The sequence below is a fragment of the Wenxinia saemankumensis genome (genome assembly GCF_900141735.1).
In the GTDB taxonomy this organism is placed as follows: Bacteria; Pseudomonadota; Alphaproteobacteria; order Rhodobacterales; family Rhodobacteraceae; genus Wenxinia; species Wenxinia saemankumensis.
On record NZ_FQYO01000003.1, the window covers coordinates 129,070 to 148,036 of the forward strand.

Below are 18,967 nucleotides of genomic sequence, written 5' to 3' on the forward strand. Positions count from 1 at the left end.
CCAGAAATGCTTCGCTCCCGGGATTGTCGCGCGGTCGGGACCAATGCCCGGTCCGCAGGGGCCCGGGCGCGATCATCCCACCTTCTGCACCCGTGCCAGCTTGCCGGCGACGTAGGACAGCAGCGCCGCCGCGAACGAGAACACCGCCCCCATCTTGGCCGCGTCCTGCACCGGCACGTCGCCCAGCATCAGCCCCGGGGGGAAGGCCACCGCCGCGATGAAGAGCGAGACGGTGAAGCCGATCGCGGCGACCAGACCGACGACGGCGAGGTCGACGACGCGCATCCCCTTCGGCAGGCCCAGCCCCAGCGGACGCGCCGCGATCCAGCCCATGACGAAGATGCCGAGCGGCTTGCCGACCAGCAGGCCCGCCAGGACGAGCCATGTCGGCGCGCCGATCGAGCCGAACTCCACCCCGGCATTGAGCAGGCCGAAGAAGAACAGGATCACCTCCACCGGGCGCTTCAGCGCATGCTCGATCGCGTTCAGCAGGTCGGTCAGGTACTGCTCCGCCTCCGAAAAGATGCCGAAGGCGCGGTCGGCATGCGGGATCGCCGGCACGATCGGCAGCAGGCCGAGGGCCGGGTGGATTCCCGCCTGCTGGAAGCCGTACCAGGACAGGCAGCCGGCGACGAGGTAGGGCCAGAAGCTCAGCTTCTCGCGCATCCAGGTCGAGTTGGGGCGCAGCTCCCTGTGGCGGTCCATCCGGCGCGGCAGCCAGTTGAACAGCACGAAGACCGCGACCGCCGCGCCGAGCGAGAGCAGCAGCCATTCCGGCGCCAGCGCGCCCGAGGGATAGAACACGGCGAGGATGAGCAGCCCGGCCGCGTCGTCCGCGATGGCGAGCAGCAGCAGGAACCGCACCGCGGGGTGCCCCGCGCCGAAGACCAGGCGCCCGACCAGGTAGGAGAAGGCGATGTCCGTCGCGGTGGGGATCGCCCAGCCGCTCGACACCGCCTCGACCGTGTCCGAGCCGAGGAACAGGGCAAGGCCGAGATAGACGCAGATCGGTCCCAGCATGCCGCCCGCCGTCGCGATCAGCGGGGTCGCCGCCTTCCTGCCGCGCAGGCTTCCGTTCTCGAGGATCACCGCCTCCCAGACCTCCTTCGCCGCGATGGCGAAGAAGAAGGCCATGAGCACGTCGTTGACGAGGTAGTGCAGGGTCAGCGTCCGGGTCTCGACGCTGCCGTCCGGGGCGTGGTGCGGGTGGCCGATCGGAACGTCGCGCAGCAGCTCGAACTCGACGAACCGGCGGTAGCTTTCGGCGTCGATATTCGCCCAGGCCAGGGCGATCAGCGCCCCGATGATCAGAAGCAGCGAATATCTGGTAAGGAAGTCCCAGACCCGGTACATCGCGTGCCCCCGTTCGCCGCGTCGCGTGTCCGGCGGGGATAGGGGATGGGCCGGGGGCCCGCAAGCCGCGCCCCTTTTCCCCGGCGGCCCGGCCGCTAGCTGGTCCGCGCATGAGTGATGTCCGGGACGAGATCGCCGCCTGCCGGCTCTGCCGCGACCGCTTCGCCGCGACCGCGACCGCGCACACCCCCCGCCCGGTCGTGTGGTTCGCCCCCGGCGCGCGGCTGCTGATCGCGAGCCAGGCGCCGGGGCTGCGCGTGCACGAGGCGGGAACGCCGTTCTGGGACCGCTCCGGCACCCGTCTGCGCGACTGGCTCGGCGTGACGGAGGCCGAGTTCTACGACCGGTCCCGCACCGCCATCGTGCCGATGGGCTTCTGCTTCCCCGGCTACGACCGGAACGGCGGCGACCTGCCCCCGCCCGCGATCTGCGCCGAGACCTGGCGCGACCGGGCGCTCGGCTTCCTGCCGGACATCCGCCTCACGGTGGTGATCGGGGCCGCCGCCCTGCGGTGGCATCTGGGCACGAAGGCACCGGTGACGCAGGTGGTCCGGAACTGGCGGGACCATTGGCCGGACGTGATCCCCTTGCCGCACCCGTCCTGGCGCAATACCGGCTGGCTGAAGAAGAACCCCTGGTTCGAGGCGGAGGTGCTGCCCCCGCTCCGTGCCCGGGTGCGCGAGGTGCTGGAATGACCGAGACGACCCCGCTCGACGAGGCCCATGCCGCGATGCAGGCAGCGCCCGAGGACGATGCGCTGCGCCTGCGCTACTGGGAACGCTTCGCCGAGACGCCGCTGTCCCTGCTGCTCGAGGCCGAGGCGACGGGCGACGACATCGCCCCCCGCCTGATCGAGGAGGAGGGCGTGCCCTACCTCCTCGCCTTCGACCGCGAGGACCGGCTGGCCGAGTTCGCAGGCGCCCCCGCCCCGACCGCCGGCCTCTCCGGCCGCGGCCTGGCCGAGATGCTGGCCGGGCAGGGGGTCGGGGTCGCCCTCAATCCCGGGGCACCGTCGCAGATGCTCGTGCCGCCTGACGCGCTGACATGGCTCGCCGCCACGCTCGGACAGGGGCCGGCAGAGGCCGAGGCGCGCCCCGTCGCGCTGCACCCGCCCGGGCAGGTGCCGGACGCGCTGACCGAGGCGCTGGGACGCCGCCTCGCCGGCGCGGCGGGGCTGGCGCGGGCCGCCTGGCTCGCCGGGGTGGAATGGGACGGCGGCGGGCGGGGCCATCTCCTCGCGGTGACCGGCGCGCGGCCGGGGGCGGAGCCCGCCCTCGCCGCGGCGGTGAACGAGGCGCTGACCTTCTCGGGGCTGGAGGCGGGGGCGCTCGACGTCGTCTTCCTGCCCGAGAGCGATCCCATGCTGGCGCGGCTGGACCGGGTCGGCCTGCGCTTCGACATCCCCGATCCGCCGCGGCCCCGCCCGCCGGGCCGCGATCCCGGGACTCCGCCCCGCCTGCGCTGAGGCGCTTGACGGTCGCGGGTCATCGCCGGCCCACGGCTGCGAGCCGGTCGGGTCGAGGCGGCCGGCCCCCCCCTCGCCTGGATCGCAGTGTCCTGGTCCGGCGGCCGGCCCCATCGTGCCGCCCCCCGGGGGCACCGCGCGCGAATGGGCCGGCGCCCGGCTAGTAGCCGCGCCCCCGCTCCACCACGTGCAGGAGCGGCTCTCCCGCCTCGGCCCGGCGCACGTTCTCGGCGATGACGCGGGCGGCGGTCACGGCCCGTGTCTCGGAGGCGATATGCGGCGTGACCGTCACCTTCGGATGGGCCCAGTAGGGATCGCCCGGCGGCAGCGGCTCTGTCCGGAAGGCGTCGAGCGTCGCATGTCGGACCTGTCCGCTGTCCAGCGCCGCCAGCAGCGCGGCGTCGTCGACCAGCGCGCCGCGCCCGGGATTGATCACGGCCGCGCCCGGCGCCAACCGGGCCAGCGCGGCCGCGTCGAGGACCCGCTCGGTCGCCGGCGTGGCGGGCAGCAGCAGCACCACGATCCCGGCCCCGTCCAGCGCCGCGGCGAACCCCTCGGTCCCGTGGTGGCAGCTCACGCCCGCGACCCGTTTCGGCGTGCGGCTCCACCCCGCCACGTCGAAGTTCAGCGCGGCCAGAGCCTGCCCGCAGGCCGCCCCCAGCGCGCCGAGGCCGAGGATCGCGACCTTGCGCTGCCGGGCCAGCGGCGGGGCATCGGGGCGCCACTCGCGCCCCGGGTTGACGATATGCGCGTCCATGCCGAGGTGGTGGCGCAGCACGTGGCCGGTCACGTATTCGATCATGCCCTCGGTCAGCCCGTCATCGACCATCCGGGTCAGCGGCACGTCCGGCGGCACGTCGTCGATCACGCTCTCGATCCCCGCCCAGAGGCTGAGGACCGCCTTCACCTTCGGCGCGGATTGCAGGTCGAGCCGCGCCTTCGCGGGGGCGTAGACGACGTAATCCGCCCGCTCCGGCGGCAGGTCCGGCGCGACCCGGGCGGCCACGCCCGCCTCGTCCAGCGCGCGGGGCAGCAGTTCGGCATAGCTGTCCCACACGCGCGGGGCGGACCAGAAGAGGATCTCGGGCACGGGGCGACCTCGGGCTTATCGGGGCTTGTGGACATGCGCGCTCTGCACCAGCCCGAAGGCGAGCAGCAGAACCAGCATCGCCGACCCGCCGTAGGAGACGAGCGGCAGCGGCACCCCGACCACGGGGGCGAGGCCCATGACCATCGCCATGTTGACGCTGAAATAGAGGAACAGCGTCATCGCCACCCCGTAGGTCAGCAGCGCCGAGAACCGGTCGCGGTTGGTCATGGCCGAGATCACGCAGAACACGATGATCCCGACATAGAGCATCAGCAGGGCGAACCCCCCGACGAAGCCGAATTCCTCGGCCAGCGTCGTGAAGATGAAGTCGGTATGCTTCTCGGGCAGGAAGTTCAGCCGGCTCTGCGTGCCTTGCATGAAGCCGCGGCCGGTCCAGCCGCCCGAGCCGAGGGCGATCTTGGCCTGGGTGATGTGGTAGCCCGCTCCGAGCGGATCGGTCGAGGGATCGAGCAGCGTGTCGATCCGGCGGTACTGGTAGTCCTTCAGCAGCTGCCAGGGCGTGCCGCGGCTCTCGAACACGGCGAAGATCGCGCCGCCGGCCCCGGCGATGGCGGTCGCCCAATAGGCCCAGTGGACCCCGGCGAGGAACATCACCGTCATGCCGCCGACGAAGAGCAGGATCGCCGTTCCGAGATCCGGCTGGATCAGCGTCAGCACGACCGGCATGGCGATGACCAGCAGCGGCAGTGCGACCCAGACCGGATGGCTGACCCGCCGCGTCGGCAGCCAGTCGTAATAGGCGGCGAGGAACATCACGAGCGCGACCTTCATCAGCTCGGACGGCTGCAGCCGCATGAAGCCGAGGTCGATCCAGCGCTGCGCCCCCATCCGCGTCTCGCCCACCAGTTCCACCCCGACCAGCAGGGCGAGCGAGACGAGGTAGGCCAGCGGCGCGAGGTTGCGCCAGAACCAGATCGGCACCATCGCCACGACGAACATCAGCGCGAGGCCGAGCGCGAAGCGCTCGATCTGCGGCGTCATCCAGGGCTCGGCCGAGCCGCCGGCCACCGAGTAGAGCATCAGGAAGCCGAAACTGGCGACCGCTATCAGCAGCAGGATCACCGGCCAGTTCAGATAGAGGATCTTGCGCGGGCCGGTGGGGACGTATTTCGCGTGGTAGGTGAGATAGCTCACGCCCGCTCCCCCGTCCGCATGCCGGGCGGGACGAAGTCGCGGATCCGCGCCTGCTGCGCCTCGATCGTGCCGCGCACGTTCGACGGATAGGCCTCGAGCGGCGGCTCGCCCCCGAACATCGCCTGCAGGGTCACGTCGCGCCCGATCGGCGCGGCGGCCGAAGAGCCACCGCCGCCATGCTCGACCACGACCGACACCGCGTAGCGCGGCGCCTCGACCGGGGCGAAGTTCACCCACAGCGCGTGGTCCCGCCGCTCCCACGGCAGGTCGGCATTGCTGATGACGCCGCGCGCCCGCTCCTCGGCGGTGATCCGGCGGACCTGGCTGGTGCCGGACTTGCCGGCCATCCGGTAGCCGTCCATCACGATGCGGGCGCCGTAGCCGGTGCCGCGCTGGTGGTTCACCACGTCGGACATCGAGGCGCGGATGCGGCGCATGAGGTTCTCGTTCAGACCGAGGCTCTCGCCCAGTCCCGAGGGCTGCTCGACCCCGTCGATCGTGTGGATCAGCCGCGGCGTGACAATCCGGCCGGTCGCGATCCGCGCGGTCATGATCGCCAGCTGGATCGGCGAGGTGAGCACGTAGCCCTGCCCGATCGAGGCGTTGACCGTATCGCCGATCCGCCAGTCCTCGCCCCGGCTCTCGGCCTTCCAGGCGCGGTCGGGCACGATGCCGGCGCTGACGGCCGACATCGGCACGTCGTGCCGCTCGCCCAGGCCGAACTTCCGGGCCATCGCGGCCATCGCCTCGATCCCGACGCGCTGCGCGACGTCGTAGTAGTAGACGTCGCAGGACTGCTTGAGGCTCTCGTGCAGGTTGATGTTGCCGTGCCCGCCGCGCCGCCAGCAATGAAACCGCGTGCCGCCCACGTCGTGATAGCCGGGGCAGTAGACCGTCTCCTCGGCGTCGATGACCCCGGCCTCGAGCGCGGCGAGCGCGGTCATCATCTTGAAGGTCGAGCCGGGCGGATAGGCGCCCTGGACGGTCTTGGCCGAGAGGGGCCGGTAGATGTTCTCGTTGAGGCCGGTCCAGTCGGCGACGCTGATCCCCCGCACGAAGAGGTTGGGATCGAAGGTCGGCGCCGAGGCGATGGCCCGCAGGTCGCCGTTCGCGAGGTCGATCACCACGACCGACGCGCTTTCCCCCTCGAGCCGGGCCTCGGTGTAGGATTGCAGCGCGCTGTCGATGGTCAGCTGGATGTCGGCGCCCGGCTCGCCTTCGTGCCGGTCGAGCTCGCGCATCACGCGGCCGAGCGCGTTGACCTCGATCCGGCGGTTGCCGGCGCTGCCGCGCAGCTGCTGCTCGAGCTTGTTCTCGACGCCGGTCTTGCCGATCTGGAACTTGGGGATCTGCAGCAGCGGATCCTGGTCGTCGATCTGCGCCAGATCGTAATCCGAGACCGGGCCGACATAGCCCACCACATGCGCCGTGTCGGACCCGCGGGGGTAGAAGCGCGACAGCCCGACTTCGGCGGTGATGCCGGGCAGGGCGGGCGCGTTGACGGTGACGCGGGAGATATCCTCCCAGCTGACGCGGTCGGCGATCGTCACCGGCACGAAGGGCGACAGGCGCATCACCTCCTCGCGCGCGCTGGCGATCGTCTCGTCGTCGATGTCGACGATCTGCTGCAGCCGGGCGAGCGTGGCGTCGACGTCGCCGGCATCCTCGCGCACCATGACGATGCGGTAGTTCTGCTCGTTCACCGCCAGCGGGACGCCGTTCACGTCGAAGATGTTTCCGCGGGCAGGGGGCAACAGGCGGATGTTGACCCGGTTCTCCTCGGCCAGCAGGCGGTAATCCTCGGCCTGCTCGACCTGCATCGACTGCATCCGCCAGCCCAGCGCGCCGATCATGGCGAGCTGGCTGGCCCCCACGACGAGCGCACGGCGGGTGACCGTGCGGCCCGCGGCCTCGGTATGGCGTTCGGGTCTTCTCACAGGCGCCCCCTCACAACCGGTGTCCCAGCGCGTCGACCTCTCCCGGGGCGCGCCGTGCCACCCCGAAGAGCATGTAGGCGAGGCCGGTGACCAGCGGGTAGCACAGGATCGTGAGCGCCATCTCGACCATCGTCGGCGCCATCGGCGCCTGCGGCAGCATCGCCGCCGCCAGGACCAGCCGCTGACCGAAGGCGATGCCGATCACCACCAGCGCGACGCTGCCCCATTCCAGCGCGAAGGGCATGGTCCGCAGCTGGCCGTGCCGCCGGCGCAGGAACTCGGTCCCCATCACGACCGCGGCGGCCATCAGCCCCGGCGGCCGCTGGAACAACAGGTCAGCCAGCAGGAAGACGGCCGCCACCATCGACACGGGCAGGTAGTCCGGCCGCCGCACCGCCCAGACCAGGGTCACCGCGAGCAGCAGGTTCGGCCCGGCCCAGCCCACCGGCACCAGCTGCAGCGGCAGCAGCCGCAGGAAGATCAGCACCAGGGCGAGCGCGGCAAAGGCCGTGCGGCCGATCCAGCGGCGGGGATGGGCGGGACCGTCAGCCATCGCTGCGCCCCGCGATCTCGTCCGGTGGGTCGCCCGCGCTCGTCGCCTCCTCCTCGTCGCCCTCCGCCGCGGCCGGCGCCTCCTCCGCCGGCATCGGGCCGGGCAGGACCAGCGCGCCGGGATCCTCGATCCGCTCGCGCGGCTGGCTGCGCAGGACCCGCAGGAATTCGAGCCGCCCGTAATCGGCGGCGAGCCGCACCCGCTGGCGCCCGTCGGTGCCGAGCGCGACCTGCCCGACCAGCAGGTCGGCCGGGAAGACGCCGCCGTCGCCGGTGCTGACGACCCGGTCGCCGGGCCGGATCTGCGCCGGGTCCTCGACGAAGTCGAGCACCGGGTAGATCGAGTTGTCGCCGGCGAGGATCGCGTGCTGGCCCGAGGGCTGGATGATGACCGGGATCCGGCTCGACGTGTCGGTCAGCAGGATCACCCGGCTCGTCGTCTCGCCCACGCCCGAGATCCGTCCGACGAGCCCGATCCCGTCCATCGCCGGCCAGCCGTCGGTCACGCCGTCGCGCCCGCCGACGTTCAGCAGCACCGATTGCCGGAAGGGCGAGCCGCTGTCGGCCATCACGACGCCGGTGATATAGGTCAGCTGCGGGTCCAGCCGCACGTTGTTGAGGTCGAGCAGGCGGGCGTTCTCCTGCTCCAGCTGCAGCGCCGCCTCGCGCCAGGCGCGCATCTGCTGCAGCTCGCGCCGCAGCTGCTGGTTCTGTTCGTGGATGCGCTGGTAGGACCGGAAATCCCCGACCAGATGGACCAGTCCCGTGACCGGCGTCATCGCCCAGTCCATCGACGGCACGATCCGGTCGATCGCTGCGGCGCGGAACCGCTCCACCCGCGGGCTGTCGATCCGCCAGACGACGAAGATCGCGGCGAGCACGAGGACGAGGACGCCGACCAGCAGACGCCGGATCGGGCGGACATAGTCTTCCTGTCCCCTGTCCTGTGCCATCGGTCCGCGAATCCCCTGCGCGACACCCCGGTCCCCGCCGAGCGGCGGGACGCCCTCAGCTTTCGTAGTCTATAACGTGCCGCAGCTGCTTTTCATACTCGAGCGCCTTGCCGGTGCCGATCGCCACGCAGTTCAGGCTCTCGTCCGCCACGGAAATGGCCAGCCCCGTCTGCTCGCGCAGCGCGAGGTCGAGCTGGCCCAGCAGCGCGCCGCCCCCCGTCAGCATGACGCCCCGGTCGACGATGTCGGCGGCGAGGTCCGGCGGAGTCGCCTCGAGCGCGGTCATCACCGCCTCGCAGATCTGCTGCACCGGCTCGGCCAGAGCCTCGGCCACCTGTGCCTGGGAGATTTCGGTCTCCTTCGGGACGCCGTTCAGCAGGTCGCGGCCGCGGATATGCATCGACTGCCCGCGCCCGTCATCGGGCATGCGGGCGGTGCCGATCGAGGTCTTGACCCGCTCGGCCGTGGCCTCGCCGACCAGCAGGTTGTGCTGGCGGCGCAGGTAGCTGACGATCGCCTCGTCCATGCGGTCGCCGCCGACGCGGACGGACCGGGCATAGACGATGTCGCCGAGGGACAGCACCGCCACCTCGGTCGTGCCGCCGCCGATATCGACGACCATGTTGCCGGTGGGATCGGTGATCGGCATGCCCGAGCCGATGGCCGCCGCGATCGGCTCGGCGATCAGGCCCGCGCGCTTGGCGCCGGCGCTGAGCACCGATTGCCGGATCGCGCGCTTCTCCACCGGGGTGGCGCCGTGCGGGACGCAGACGATGATCTTCGGCCGCGGGGTGAACGCCGTGCGGCGATGCGCCTTGCGGATGAAGTACTTGATCATCTCCTCGGCGACGTCGAAATCGGCGATCACCCCCTCGCGCATCGGTCGGATCGCCTCGATGCTGCCGGGGGTCCGGCCCAGCATCAGCTTGGCGTCCTCGCCCACGGCGAGCACCTTCTTCTGGCCGTCCTTGACGTGGTAGGCGACGACGCTCGGCTCGCTGAGGACGATGCCGCGGCCCTTGACGTAGACGAGCGTGTTCGCCGTCCCCAGGTCAATTGCCATGTCGGACGAGAACAGCCATGAAAAGATCGACATCCGTTGCCCCGCCTTGTCCCTGAACCGGTTCCGCGTGCCCCGACGACGCGGGCCGCGACTCGGGATGCGTTCCCGACGCGGCAATGCGGGCTTATAGGCCCGGGGCGGCGCAGGGGAAAGGGCCGCACCGGACGGCGGCATCTTTCCGCCCCCGGTTTCGGCCCCCTGGCCGGGCGGTGCGGGGGCCGGGGCCGGGGGCGGATCGCCGGGGCCCGTTCCCCGCGCGGGACCTTTCCCCCGGCCGGTCGCGCTCCGGCGCCTCCGCCGGGGTCAGGACAGGCCCGACAGCGTGAAGGTCGCGCCCTCCCCCGGCAGGCCGTGGGCGGTCAGGGTCCAGCCGTGCCGCTCCGCGACGGCGCGGCAGACGGCGAGGCCGAATCCCGTGCCGCCCGCGCCGCTGCCCCTGTGAAGCCGGACGAAGGGATCGAAGATGTGCTCCGCCTCTTCGGGCGGGAAGCCGCGACCGTTATCCGCGACCGTCAGGATTCCGCCGGTCCGGGCGAGGGTCACGCATGGCGCGCGGTCCGGGTGGCGGTACTTGACGGCGTTGCCGACGAGGTTCGAGAGCAGGACCCGCACCAGACCGCCCGCCCCCGTCACGTATCCGAGCGGCGAGGGAATCGTCAGGGCGCCGCCCTGCTGCCGCAATTCCTCGCCGAAATCGAGGTGGAGCTGCCCGGCAAGGGCGTCGAGATCGACCGGCTCCATCTCGATCTCCTGCCAGCCGAGCCGGGCATAGGTCAGCAGGTCGTCGACCAGGCCGGCCAGTCCGATCGCGCAGTCGCGGGCCTGGCCGACCAGGTCCGTCGCTTCCGGGGCGAGGGCGTGCCCGTGATCCTCCTGCAGGAAATCGAGGAGATGGCGGATGTTCCGCAGCGGCTGCCGCAGATCGTGCGCCGCCATGGCCGAGAAACCCTCGAGCGCGCGGTTGCGGGCCTCGGCCGCGCGCCGCGCCTCGCGGTCGAGATGCGCGGACCGGGACAGGGCCTCCTGCTCCAGACGCAGCCTGCGCAACGTGGTCTGCATGCCGGAGCTGTCGCTCAGCGCGACGACGTATTCGCCGGCGCCGGGATCGTAGGCGACCTGTGCCCCGACCGGCGGCCGGCCCGGCGCGAGGCGGAGGCCGAGCTGCCCGCCCGTCGCGGCGGCGGCCATATCCACCGCGAGGCCCGGGCGCGGCCCGGCGAGCAGGTCGCCGAGCGCCGCGCCGGAAGGGGGCGACCGCCCGGTCTGCCGGACGAGAAGCCGTTCTGCCGCCCTGTTGAGATGGCGCAGGCACAGGTCCCGCCCGAGCCGAAGGAGCGGGACGGGAACGAGGTCCAGCATCTCGTCCCGTCCGTTCCCGCCTCCTGCCTCGGGCCGGTCCCTCGATTGCGCGGGGCGCAGGTCAGCCGAAATATTCACGTCCCCGTCCCGCCTGTCCGGGGACCAGGTCGATCACCACCCGGCAGGCCCCGGCCCCGCGCAGGATCGTCTCCTGCAGGTCGACCCGCGCATAGCCGAGATTGTCGGCCGCGATCCGACCGAAGACGTTGGAGGTCATCATGCACAGCGCTTCCGAGCCACGATGGAAGGGACAGCGATCGTTGGTCAGGACGATCGCTGTCTCGTCGATGTCGACGACGCGGAACCCGGCCCCGATCCGCCGCTTGAGGTCGACGAGGGCCCCCGCGACCGCGTCCGGGTCGAGGCGCGGCGTGCCGGCCGCGTCGCGATACTCCGCATCGAAGGCGCGGCCGGTCCGGGCGCCGACCAGCGCGATCAGCCCCTCCGCCTCCTCGATGCCCAGGTTCTCCTCCAGCACCGTGGCGAGGTCGGTGATCAGGTCGTGTAGGAAGCCGGTGCGGTCGTCGTCGCCGGTGGCGGCGCGCGGGTCAGGCTGGTCGAGCATGTGCGACTCCCTCGATGCGACCGGCCCAGAATCGGCCCCAACGGTTGAGATCCGGTAAACACACGCGTCCGGCCGCCGAGGGGGAGAGCGGCTTCACTGCAACGCCGCCGCCCCCCTCGCGCGATCCACCGGGTGGAGCGCCGTGGGGGCGGATGCTAGGCTCACGCCCGGTAGGGGTACCCAGTCGGGCAGTCGGTATGACAGTGACGCAGGCATCGGCCCCCATCGTGCGCCACGCCCCGATCGACGTGGCCCGGCTCTGCCTCGCGCTGGTCGTCGTGCTCGGTCACGGACGTTTCCTCGAGGACATCGATCCGGCGCTCTTCTACGGCCTCGTCACCACCCTGGGACGCCTCGTCGTCCCGTTCTTCCTGATGGTCTCGGGATACTTCTTCCTCGCCGGGACGCGGAACGGGATCGGGGCCTGGTTCGCCAACGTCGCGAAGCTCTACCTCTTCTGGTCCGCGATCTACCTGCCGCTGGTCTTCCTCATAGAGGAGATGTCGGTGCCCAAGCTCGGGTTCTACCTGATCTTCGGCTTCGCGCATCTGTGGTACCTGCCGGCGCTGGCCGGGGGCGGCCTGGTGCTGTGGCTCGTGCGCGCCTGGCCGCCCGGCCGGATCCTGCGCCTCGCCCTCGGCCTCTACCTCGCGGGGGCCGCGGCGCAGTTCGCCCTGAACCACATCGTCGGCACCGAATCCCTGCCGCATCGCAATGCCTGGACGGTGGTGCCGCGCAACTTCCTGTTCATGGGATTCCCCTTCCTCGCGGCCGGCTACGTCGCCGCGCGCGAGGGCTGGGCCGGGCGGGCCGACGGCCGCTGGGTGGCGGCGGCGATCCTGGCGCTGCTGCCCCTCTTCGGGCTGGAGCAATGGGCCAACTGGCGGGCGCTGGGCCTGTCCGGCATCACCGACATCTGGCTCTGCGTTGCGCCGCTCGCCCCGCTCGTCTTCATCGCGGTGCTGAAGCTGCCGCTGGCCCGCGCGCCGCGCCGCCTGCCCGGGATCGCCGCGGCGATCTACTTCGTCCACCCGATCTTCGTCTTCGGCCTGTGGGAGGTCACCGCGCTGGGCGGAACCGCGGTGGCGCTGATCTCGGTCGCGCTGTCGCTGGTCTCGGCGCTACTGCTGGTGCAGGCCAACCGCATCGTCGGGCTCGTGCGTCGTCCGGGCCGGCGCGAGGGCCGGCCCGGGAACGGCGGCTCTCAGCCCGCGTCCTTGTAGCTGATCTCGCGCGTGTCGGCGCCCGGCGCGACCTTCTCGCGCCGGACGATCAGCCGGTTCAGCGCGCCGAGATAGGCCCGCACGCTCGCCACCACCGTGTCGGTATCGGCCGACTGGCCGGTGGCGATGCGCCCCTCCTCCTCGAGACGGACGCTGACCGTGGCCTGCGCGTCCGTCCCCTCGGTCACGGCATGGACCTGGTAGAGCTGCAGCGTCGCGCCGTGCGGGAACAGCGCCTTGACCGCGTTGAAGGCGCTGTCGACGGGGCCGTCGCCGGTCTCGGTCACCTCGGTATCGGCGCCGCCGACCTCAAGCGTCATCGTCGCCTCGGCCGGGCCGCCCGTGCCGCAGACGACGCGCAGCGACTTCAGCTTGAGGTGGTCGCTCTCGCCCTCGTTCTGGCGGACCAGCGCGACGAGATCCTCGTCGTAGACCTCCTTCTTGCGGTCGGCGAGCTCCTTGAAGCGCACGAACACGTCGTTGAGCTGGTTGTCCGCCATCTCGAAGCCCAGTTCCTTGAGCTTCGAGCGCAGGGCGGCGCGGCCGGAATGCTTGCCCATCACCAGGGAGGTGGCGGCGAGGCCGACATCCTCGGGGCGCATCACCTCGAAGGTCTCGCGGTTCTTGAGCATCCCGTCCTGGTGGATGCCGCTTTCATGCGCGAAGGCGTTCTTGCCGACGATCGCCTTGTTGAACTGGACAGGGAAGCCCGACACGGCCGAGACCCGGCGCGAGATGTTCATGATCTTGGTGGTGTCGATGCCGGTGGCGAAGGGCATGATGTCGCCACGGACCTTCATCGCCATGACCACCTCCTCGAGCGCGGTGTTGCCCGCCCGCTCGCCGAGGCCGTTGATCGTGCATTCGATCTGCCGCGCCCCGCCCTCGACGGCGGCGAGGGAGTTCGCGGTCGCCATGCCGAGATCGTTGTGGCAATGGGTCGAGAAGACGATTGTCTCCGCATCCTCCACCTCGGCGATCAGCCGGCGGATCAGGTCGGCGGATTCCACGGGCGCGGTGTAGCCGACCGTGTCGGGGATGTTGATCGTCGTGGCGCCGGCCCTGATCGCGATCTCGACCGTGCGCTTGAGGAAGTCCCACTCGGTCCGGGTCGCGTCCATCGAGGACCATTGCACGTCCTCGCACAGGTTGCGCGCCCGCGTCACCGCCTCGTGCACCCGTTCGGCCATCGCATCCATGTCGAGCGAATGCATGTCGCGGTGGAATCGGGACGTGCCGATGAAGGTGTGGATGCGGGGGCGGCGGGCATGCTTCACCGCCTCCCAGCAGCGGTCGATGTCCTTGGGATTGGCGCGGGAGAGGCCGCAGATCGAGGCATTCCGCGCAGCCCTGGCGATCTCGGACACGGCGCGGAAATCGCCCTCGGAGGCGATGGGAAAGCCCGCCTCGATGATGTCGACGCCCATCTCGTCGAGCATCGCGGCGATCTCGAGCTTCTCGGCATGGGTCATGGTGGCGCCGGGCGATTGTTCGCCGTCGCGCAGGGTGGTGTCGAAGATGAGGACGCGGCTGGTATCGGTCATGTGCTGTCTCCCTGGCCTTGAGGTGTGTCTCGGCGCGGGTCCCTCCTCTGAGCGGTCGCGCCGAAAGGCACGCTCAGAGGCGGGTAAGGAGAAGGAGCAGGCCGAGCGGACGCGTCTCGCCGGAGGCGCGCAGGCCGAAGCCGGCGCCGGAGGCGTGCGGGACGATGATATGGGTCCGCTGCGTCATGGGGCGGGATCATAGCGGCGCGATCGTGAATGGGAAGAGTCGATTTGGCCCGGCGGAAGGCTAGGTCGGCGCCGAAGGTCGAGGTCGGTGCCGGTGCCGACGGGGGAGGGGGGCTGTCCGCCCCCCGCTCGCTGCGCGAGCCCCCCCAAGAGTATTTGCGGCAAGATAAGAGCGGGAGGGCCGCGGATGAGGGCATTGGTGCTCGGCGCCTCGGGCGGGATCGGGGCGGCGCTGGTCGCGGCGCTTCAGGGGCGGGGGGCGGAGGTGACGGGGCTGTCGCGGTCGCGGGACGGGTTCGACGTGACGGATCCGGACGCGGCGGCGCGGGGGCTGGAGGGGAGAGGGACATTCGACCTCGTCCTGCTGGCCTTCGGCATCCTCGGCGCGGCGCCGGAAAAGGCGCTGGCGCAGATCGACGCGGGCGAGATGGCGCGGGTGATGGCGGTGGACGCCGTCGGGGTCGGGACGGTCCTGTCGCATGTGCCGGACCTGCTGGACCGGGACGGGGCGGGGAAGGTCGGCGTGCTGACCGCGCGGGTCGGCTCGATCGGCGACAACCGGATCGGCGGCTGGCATTCCTACCGCGCGGCCAAGGCGGCGGCGAACATGCTGGTGCGGGGCGCGGCGATCGAGCTGGCGCGGAGCCACAAGGGCGCGACCTGCGTCGCCCTGCATCCGGGCACGGTGGAGACGCCCTTCACCGCCGGGTATCCGGGCCACCGGAAGGTCAGCGCGGCGGAGGCGGCGGGCAATCTCCTGGACGTCCTCAAGGGGCTCGGCCCCGAGCGGTCGGGCGGCTTCTACGACTATGCCGGAAAGGAGATCCCCTGGTGAGACTGGTCCTGGTGCTGGGTGACCAGCTGTCGCCGGGGCTGAGCGCGCTGCGCGAGGCCGAGAAGGGAACGGATGTCGTCGTGATGGCCGAGGTGGCGGAAGAGGCCACCTATGTCCGGCACCACCCCAAGAAGATCGCCTTCCTCTTCGCCGCGATGCGCAAGTTCGCGGCCGCCCTGCGGGCGGACGGCTGGGAGGTCGACTATACCGAGCTGGACGATCCGGACAATTCGAACACCATCATGGGCGAGCTGCTGCGCCGGACCGAGGCGCGCGGCGCGGAGGGCGTCCTCGCGACCGAGCCGGGGGAGTTCCGCCTGATCGGCGCGCTGGAGGACGGACCGCTCGACGTCACGATCCTGCCCGACGACCGCTTCCTCGCCTCGCACAAGCGGTTCGAGGACTGGGCCGAGGGCCGCAAGACCCTTCGGATGGAGTATTTCTACCGCGAGATGCGGCGCGCGACGGGCCTGCTGATGGAGGGGGACGACCCGGCTGGCGGCGCGTGGAACTACGACCACGACAACCGCGAGCCGCCCCCTTCGAACGCCGATCCCTCCGCCCCGATGCAGTTCACCCCGGACGAGACGGTCGAGGCCGTGCTGACCCTCGTCGAGGACAGGTTCGGGGACCATTTCGGCACCCTTCGCCCGTTCTGGTTCGCGACCGATCCGGGCCAGGCGCGGCGGGCGCTGGCGCATTGGGTGAAGTACGGGCTGCCGAAATTCGGCGACTACCAGGACGCCATGAAACAGGGCGAGCCCTATCTCTGGCACGGCTTCGTCGCGCTCTACATGAATGCCGGGCTGCTTTCCCCGATGGAGGTGTGCCGGGCGGTGGAGGACGCGTGGAAGGCGGGGGATGCGCCGCTGAACTGCGCCGAGGGATTCATCCGGCAGGTCATCGGCTGGCGCGAATACATCCGGGGCATCTACTTCCTGCAGGGGCCCGACTACGCGACCCGCAACATCCTGCGCCACGGGCGGGACCTGCCGGACTTCTTCTGGGATGGCGAGACCGACATGGCCTGCCTCGCCGCCAGCATCGGGCAGACCCGGGACGAGGCCTATGCGCACCACATCCAGCGGCTGATGGTGCTGGGCAATTTCACCCTGATGGCGGGGATCGAGCCGCAGCAGGTGCAGGACTGGTTCATGGGCTCCTACGCGGATGCCTACGAATGGGTCATGTCGGCGAACGTGATCGGGATGAGCCAGTTCGCCGATGGCGGGATCGTGGCGTCCAAGCCCTACGTGGCCAGCGCCAACTACATCGACAGGATGAGCGATTACTGCAGCGGCTGCGCCTATTCGGCCAAGACGAAGGTCGGGGAGGGGGCCTGCCCCTACAACCTGCTCTTCTGGTCCTTCCTCGACCGGCACCGCCGGCGTTTCGAGGGGAACGGCCGGATGGGGCAGCTCTACCGGACCTGGGACCGGATGGACGAGGACAAGCGGTCGCAGATCCTGTCGGAGGCGGAGGATTTCCTCGGCCGGATGGAGAATGGGGAGCGGGTCTGATCCGCGGTCAGCGCAGGGCCCTGTCCAGCAGTGCGGCGGCGCCGGTCTCGTGAACGGGTCCATGAGCGAGCAGCAGACGGCGCGGCGCCCAGTCCACAATGGTCCCGCGGAGGGCGCGCCGCGCCTCGCGCGGGACCGCCAGCGCGAACTTGCGGGGCATGCGGGGCGCGGGCGCGGTCATCCGGTCGGCCCTCGCCACCAGCGCGCGCCAGCCCCGGTAGGTGTCCGGGGGGATCTGCTGGATCAGGTCCGCGACCAGGACGGTCCGGCTCGCGCGGTGGTGCAGGACGATCTCGTCGGCGAGGCGCGACCGGACCCGCCTTATGTCGCATCCGGGAACCGCGTCGCTCCCTTCCGCCAGGGGGATGTCGATCCGCAGATCGGGCCGGCGGGGGGCGAGGCCGGGCGGCGCGGCGAGCCTCGCCCCCGGGCAGAGGGCGCGCCAGTCCGACAATGCCATGTGATGGAGGGAGGAGGGCGACAGCAATGCCTCCACGGGGCCGAGCGCGCGGATCGCGGCGACGAGCCCGGTCTCCGGCGGGACCGGGGGCCAGAGCCAGAGTCCGCCCCCGGGGCCGCGCAGCAACGCCATCCGCGTGGGAAAGACGAAGCCCATCGCGCCGATGACCACGGGCCCGTCGGCGGCCCAGATCCCGGGGCCGACAGGGCGGAGCCCGGTCATTCCGTCGCCGTCTGCGCCTCGGGTTCGGGGGTATCGCCGGTCTCGGCCGCGACGCCGGCCGCGCTCTCGAACGCGCCGTCCTGCCACTCGCCGTCCTCGACCTCGCCGGTGGCGTAGGTCATCGTGCCGGTGCCCTGGCGGCGGCCGGACTCGAACTCGCCCTCGTAGACGTCGCCGTTGGCATAGGTCGCGATCCCCTGGCCCGAGATCTCGCCGTTCACCCATTCGCCCTCGTAGGAGAAGCCGTCGGGCATCGTGATCGTGCCCTCGCCGTGGCGCTGACCGTCGACGAACTGGCCGGTATAGACCGTGCCGTCGGCATAGGTGGCCGTGCCCTGGCCGTTGCGCTGACCGTCGGCCCATTCGCCGTCATAGGTGTAGCCGTCGGCATAGGTCATCCGGCCGGTGCCGTGGTTCTGGCCGGCGCGGAACTCGCCGACATAGGTCAGCCCGCTCGGATAGGTGGCGGTGCCGGTCCCCTCGATCACGCCGTTCGCCCACTCGCCCTCGTAGGTCGAGCCGTCGGCATAGGTGATCGTGCCGGTCCCGTGCGCGAGATCGTCCTGGAACTCGCCGACATAGACCGACCCGTCGGGATAGGTGACCTCGCCCGTGCCCTCGATCTGGCCCTCGTTCCACTCGCCGACATAGCGGTAGCCGTCGACGCCGACGAAGGTGCCCTCCCCCTGGCGGAGGTCGGCGACGAAACCGCCGCGATAGACGTCTCCGTTGGCGTAGGTCACGGTGCCCTGCCCCTCGCGACGGCCGGCGACGAGGTCGCCTTCGTAGATGTCGCCGTTGGGCTGGATCAGGCGGCCCGTCCCCTCGATCTCGCCGCCCGACCATTCGCCGGTATAGACGAGGCCGTCTGGCATGGTCAGCGTGCCGGTGCCCTCGCGCGTGCCGTCGACCAGCGTGCCCTCGTAGGTCGAGCCGTCGGCATAGGTGATGGTGCCCTCGCCCTCCTTGACGCCGTTCACCCAGGGGCCATCGTAGACATAGCCGTCCGCGGCCGTCAGCCGCCCTTGGCCGTGATGCATCGCGTTGCGGAACGCGCCCTCGTAGACCGAGCCGTTGGCATAGGTGGCGATGCCCTGGCCGGTGATGCGGCCCTCGGTCCACTCGCCCTCGTAGGTGCCGCCATCGGCGAAGGTGATCGTGCCGATCCCCTCGGGGCGACCCTGCGCGAACTCGCCCTCGTAGACCGATCCGTTGGGATAGACCGCGCGGCCCGTGCCCCGGATCTCGCCCTCGAACCATTCGCCGGAATATTCGTAGCCGTTCGGCAGCGTATAGGTGCCCTGGCCGTGCTGCCGGCCGTTGAGGAAGGTGCCCTCGTAGACGCCGCCGTCGTCGTACTGCTTGATCGTGGGCGTCTGCGCCTGGGCCGCGCCCGCCACGAGCGCCAGTGCCGCGACCGCCAGTGTCGTCCTCATGCCGCTCACGCCTCGCCCTCCCAACCTCTTCGCCCCTGTCGCGCGGGCC

Annotated in this window: 17 protein-coding genes; 5 read left to right on the forward strand and 12 right to left on the reverse strand. The window is 71.1% G+C overall.

What is annotated here, in order from left to right; translation table 11 throughout:
- Positions 1–72 precede the first annotated feature (72 nt).
- Positions 73–1,353 (reverse strand): Na+/H+ antiporter NhaA, encoded by a 1,281-nt coding sequence (locus BUE30_RS08125; RefSeq protein WP_073328221.1) that lies wholly within the window; start codon positions 1,351–1,353, stop codon positions 73–75.
- A gap of 110 nt (positions 1,354–1,463) precedes the next feature.
- Between BUE30_RS08125 and BUE30_RS08130 the strand changes: the two genes are divergently transcribed.
- Both BUE30_RS08130 and BUE30_RS08135 read left to right on the forward strand, forming a co-directional pair.
- Positions 1,464–2,048 (forward strand): uracil-DNA glycosylase family protein, encoded by a 585-nt coding sequence (locus BUE30_RS08130; RefSeq protein ID WP_073328226.1) that lies wholly within the window; start codon positions 1,464–1,466, stop codon positions 2,046–2,048.
- Positions 2,045–2,818, forward strand: a complete 774-nt coding sequence (locus tag BUE30_RS08135) for an SseB family protein (protein ID WP_073328231.1) — start codon at positions 2,045–2,047, stop codon at positions 2,816–2,818. The genes BUE30_RS08130 and BUE30_RS08135 overlap by 4 nt, the downstream gene beginning before the upstream one ends.
- 160 nt (positions 2,819–2,978) lie before the next feature.
- On the opposite strand, the gene BUE30_RS08140 is transcribed toward BUE30_RS08135, so the two are convergent.
- The 8 genes from BUE30_RS08140 to BUE30_RS08175 all read right to left on the reverse strand — a co-directional run bounded on the left by BUE30_RS08140 (position 2,979) and on the right by BUE30_RS08175 (position 11,492).
- A complete protein-coding gene (locus tag BUE30_RS08140) occupies positions 2,979–3,908 on the reverse strand; it encodes an NAD(P)-dependent oxidoreductase (RefSeq protein WP_073328236.1) in 930 nt (309 codons plus the stop codon).
- A gap of 15 nt (positions 3,909–3,923) precedes the next feature.
- Positions 3,924–5,063 carry a rod shape-determining protein RodA gene (gene rodA / locus BUE30_RS08145; protein WP_073328242.1) on the reverse strand — a complete coding sequence of 380 codons (1,140 nt, stop codon included), beginning with the start codon at positions 5,061–5,063 and terminating at the stop codon, positions 3,924–3,926.
- A complete protein-coding gene (gene mrdA / locus BUE30_RS08150; protein ID WP_073328247.1) occupies positions 5,060–7,000 on the reverse strand; it encodes a penicillin-binding protein 2 in 1,941 nt (646 codons plus the stop codon). The genes rodA and mrdA overlap by 4 nt, the downstream gene beginning before the upstream one ends.
- Before the next feature lie 10 nt (positions 7,001–7,010).
- Positions 7,011–7,553 (reverse strand): rod shape-determining protein MreD, encoded by a 543-nt coding sequence (locus BUE30_RS08155; RefSeq protein WP_073328250.1) that lies wholly within the window; start codon positions 7,551–7,553, stop codon positions 7,011–7,013.
- Positions 7,546–8,505: a rod shape-determining protein MreC gene (mreC, locus tag BUE30_RS08160; RefSeq protein ID WP_073328255.1), complete on the reverse strand. Its 960-nt coding sequence runs from the start codon at positions 8,503–8,505 to the stop codon at positions 7,546–7,548. The genes BUE30_RS08155 and mreC overlap by 8 nt, the downstream gene beginning before the upstream one ends.
- A 55-nt stretch (positions 8,506–8,560) precedes the next feature.
- A complete protein-coding gene (locus tag BUE30_RS08165; protein ID WP_073328260.1) occupies positions 8,561–9,601 on the reverse strand; it encodes a rod shape-determining protein in 1,041 nt (346 codons plus the stop codon).
- 270 nt (positions 9,602–9,871) lie between these two features.
- Positions 9,872–11,005, reverse strand: a complete 1,134-nt coding sequence (locus BUE30_RS08170) for a sensor histidine kinase (protein WP_139300518.1) — start codon at positions 11,003–11,005, stop codon at positions 9,872–9,874.
- Complete coding sequence (locus BUE30_RS08175) at positions 10,989–11,492, reverse strand: methanogen output domain 1-containing protein (protein ID WP_073328269.1); 504 nt, start codon at positions 11,490–11,492, stop codon at positions 10,989–10,991. The genes BUE30_RS08170 and BUE30_RS08175 overlap by 17 nt, the downstream gene beginning before the upstream one ends.
- A 197-nt stretch (positions 11,493–11,689) precedes the next feature.
- On the opposite strand from BUE30_RS08175, the gene BUE30_RS08180 reads away from it, so the two are divergent.
- A complete protein-coding gene (locus BUE30_RS08180) occupies positions 11,690–12,715 on the forward strand; it encodes an acyltransferase family protein (RefSeq protein WP_073328273.1) in 1,026 nt (341 codons plus the stop codon).
- Here the strand turns inward: BUE30_RS08180 and BUE30_RS08185 are convergent.
- On the reverse strand, positions 12,697–14,259 hold the full coding sequence (locus BUE30_RS08185) for a 2-isopropylmalate synthase (RefSeq protein ID WP_073328278.1): 1,563 nt from the start codon (positions 14,257–14,259) through the stop codon (positions 12,697–12,699). The genes BUE30_RS08180 and BUE30_RS08185 overlap by 19 nt on opposite strands.
- 373 nt (positions 14,260–14,632) lie before the next feature.
- Here BUE30_RS08185 and BUE30_RS08190 point away from each other — a divergent pair, with 373 nt between their 5' ends.
- Both BUE30_RS08190 and BUE30_RS08195 read left to right on the forward strand, forming a co-directional pair.
- Positions 14,633–15,280, forward strand: coding sequence for an SDR family NAD(P)-dependent oxidoreductase (locus BUE30_RS08190; RefSeq protein ID WP_073328283.1), 648 nt, complete (start codon positions 14,633–14,635; stop codon positions 15,278–15,280).
- Complete coding sequence (locus tag BUE30_RS08195; protein ID WP_073330159.1) at positions 15,274–16,800, forward strand: cryptochrome/photolyase family protein; 1,527 nt, start codon at positions 15,274–15,276, stop codon at positions 16,798–16,800. Before BUE30_RS08190 ends, BUE30_RS08195 begins: the two co-directional genes overlap by 7 nt.
- A 7-nt stretch (positions 16,801–16,807) precedes the next feature.
- Here BUE30_RS08195 and BUE30_RS08200 read toward each other — a convergent pair whose 3' ends face one another.
- Both BUE30_RS08200 and BUE30_RS08205 read right to left on the reverse strand, forming a co-directional pair.
- Positions 16,808–17,482 carry a DUF4336 domain-containing protein gene (locus tag BUE30_RS08200; RefSeq protein ID WP_073328287.1) on the reverse strand — a complete coding sequence of 225 codons (675 nt, stop codon included), beginning with the start codon at positions 17,480–17,482 and terminating at the stop codon, positions 16,808–16,810.
- Positions 17,479–18,918, reverse strand: coding sequence for an MORN repeat-containing protein (locus BUE30_RS08205; protein WP_073328305.1), 1,440 nt, complete (start codon positions 18,916–18,918; stop codon positions 17,479–17,481). Before BUE30_RS08205 ends, BUE30_RS08200 begins: the two co-directional genes overlap by 4 nt.
- Positions 18,919–18,967: the final 49 nt, after the last annotated feature.